1 protein-coding gene and 2 rRNA genes (2 of these 3 cut by a window edge) are annotated in these 2,500 nt (G+C 46.0%); all 3 read right to left on the bottom strand.

Going from position 1 to position 2,500, the window contains the following annotated elements:
* Nucleotides 1–432 carry the 5' portion of an alpha/beta hydrolase gene (locus DJ93_RS14405; protein ID WP_042981510.1) on the bottom strand. It extends 528 nt beyond the left edge of the window, so 432 of the gene's 960 nt are visible here — the first part of the coding sequence; the start codon lies at nucleotides 430–432; its stop codon lies off the left edge, out of view.
* 291 nt (nucleotides 433–723) lie between these two features.
* A 5S ribosomal RNA gene (gene rrf, locus DJ93_RS14400) occupies nucleotides 724–839 on the bottom strand.
* 50 nt (nucleotides 840–889) lie between these two features.
* A 23S ribosomal RNA gene (locus tag DJ93_RS14395) occupies nucleotides 890–2,500 on the bottom strand; it runs 1,311 nt beyond the window's last position.

The following is a 2,500-nucleotide window of genomic DNA, read 5'->3' as shown; positions in this document are numbered from 1 at the left end:
AATATAATCTCCTTCACTATTCCCATGCCCACGAAGATCTGGAGCTATGACATTATAGCCTTTCTCATAAAAGTTCCGGATATATTTCGTCATTTCTGAGGCTTTACCATTATATCCATGAACTAAAATTGCCCATTTATGACTAGATTGTTCATTCATATATTCATAACCTGTTAATTTCAACTTATCGAAAGAATTTATAGTCACTGTATTAGGTTTATATTTTGATACAAAGTTTGCATTCTTTTCTTCATTTGTAGCCAATACATCTCCCGATGCACTCACTGTTTCCGCTAGGTGAGGATTATCCTCCAAAAATTCTTTTTCTTGTTTCGCATTCAATGCATAATTATAAAAATAATTCCCGACTAACATATAAGCAATTGCTAGAAGGACTAAAACTACCATTGTAATTACACCTATCTTTTTCATATTATCTCCTTTTTAAAAATTAAATCTTCCTATATTAAAGTCCTTCAAAAAATAACTGTACTATTTTAACACATCGGCGAATCACTTCTACAAGAAATAAAACAAAAAACCTTAAATTATATATCAAAAATCATGAAAGAAATTGAATAAAAAATTATATAGATATACAACCAAAAGTCTTAGAAGAATAGGGAATACTTAAAACTCCAAATAGTATTTGGAGTTGATAAAAAGCTATCTCTAACGAAATATACACAAAAAAGACGAGTCATTCTGACTCGTCTTAAAGTTGCTTGGCGACGTCCTACTCTCACAGGGACAAGGTCCCAACTACCATCGGCGCTAGAGAGCTTAACTTCCGTGTTCGGTATGGGAACGGGTGTGACCTCTCTGCCATCATCACCAAACTAATGAAGGCATATTCCTTCAAAACTAGATAACATTTGCTACATATTATATGGTTAAGTCCTCGATCTATTAGTATTCGTCAGCTCCACATGTCACCATGCTTCCACCTCGAACCTATCAACCTGATCATCTTTCAGGGATCTTACTAGCTTACGCTATGGGAAATCTCATCTTGAGGGGGGCTTCATGCTTAGATGCTTTCAGCACTTATCCCTTCCGCACATAGCTACCCAGCTATGCCCTTGGCAGAACAACTGGTACACCAGCGGTGCGTCCATCCCGGTCCTCTCGTACTAAGGACAGCTCCTCTCAAATTTCCTACGCCCACGACGGATAGGGACCGAACTGTCTCACGACGTTCTGAACCCAGCTCGCGTACCGCTTAATGGGCGAACAGCCCAACCCTTGGGACCGACTACAGCCCCAGGATGCGATGAGCCGACATCGAGGTGCCAAACCTCCCCGTCGATGTGGACTCTTGGGGGAGATAAGCCTGTTATCCCCGGGGTAGCTTTTATCCGTTGAGCGATGGCCCTTCCATGCGGAACCACCGGATCACTAAGCCCGACTTTCGTCCCTGCTCGACTTGTAGGTCTCGCAGTCAAGCTCCCTTATGCCTTTGCACTCTACGAATGATTTCCAACCATTCTGAGGGAACCTTTGGGCGCCTCCGTTACACTTTAGGAGGCGACCGCCCCAGTCAAACTGCCCACCTGACACTGTCTCCCGGGTCGATAAGACCCGTAGGTTAGAATTTCAATACAGTCAGGGCGGTATCCCACCAGCGCCTCCACCGAAGCTAGCGCTCCGGTTTCAAAGGCTCCCGCCTATCCTGTACAAACTGTACCAAAATTCAATATCAGGCTACAGTAAAGCTCCACGGGGTCTTTCCGTCCTGTCGCGGGTAACCTGCATCTTCACAGGTACTATAATTTCACCGAGTCTCTGGTTGAGACAGTGCCCAAATCGTTACACCTTTCGTGCGGGTCGGAACTTACCCGACAAGGAATTTCGCTACCTTAGGACCGTTATAGTTACGGCCGCCGTTTACTGGGGCTTCAGTTCAGAGCTTCGCTTACGCTAACCCCTCTCCTTAACCTTCCAGCACCGGGCAGGTGTCAGCCCCTATACTTCGCCTTACGGCTTCGCAGAGACCTGTGTTTTTGCTAAACAGTCGCTTGGGCCTATTCACTGCGGCTTTCCGTTAAGAAAGCACCCCTTCTCCCGAAGTTACGGGGTCATTTTGCCGAGTTCCTTAACCAGAGTTCTCTCGCACACCTTAGGATTCTCTCCTCGCCTACCTGTGTCGGTTTGCGGTACAGGCACCTTTTATCTCGCTAGAAGCTTTTCTTGGCAGCGGGGAATCAAAGACTTCGCTCCATAAGGAGCTTCCCCATCACAGCTCAGCCTTCGCGATAAGCGGATTTGCCTACTTATCAGCCTAACTGCTTGGACGTGCACAACCAATCGCACGCTTCTTCTATCCTTCTGCGTCCCTCCATTGCTCAAACGATAAAGAGGTGGTACAGGAATATCAACCTGTTGTCCATCGCCTACGCCTGTCGGCCTCGGCTTAGGTCCTGACTAACCCTGAGCGGACGAGCCTTCCTCAGGAAACCTTAGGCATTCGGTGGACGGGATTCTCACCCGTCTTTCGCTA

Origin of the sequence: Bacillus clarus (genome assembly GCF_000746925.1) — a bacterium.
In the GTDB taxonomy this organism is placed as follows: domain Bacteria; phylum Bacillota; class Bacilli; order Bacillales; family Bacillaceae_G; genus Bacillus_A; species Bacillus_A clarus.
This window is presented reverse-complemented; position numbering and strand designations above follow the sequence as displayed.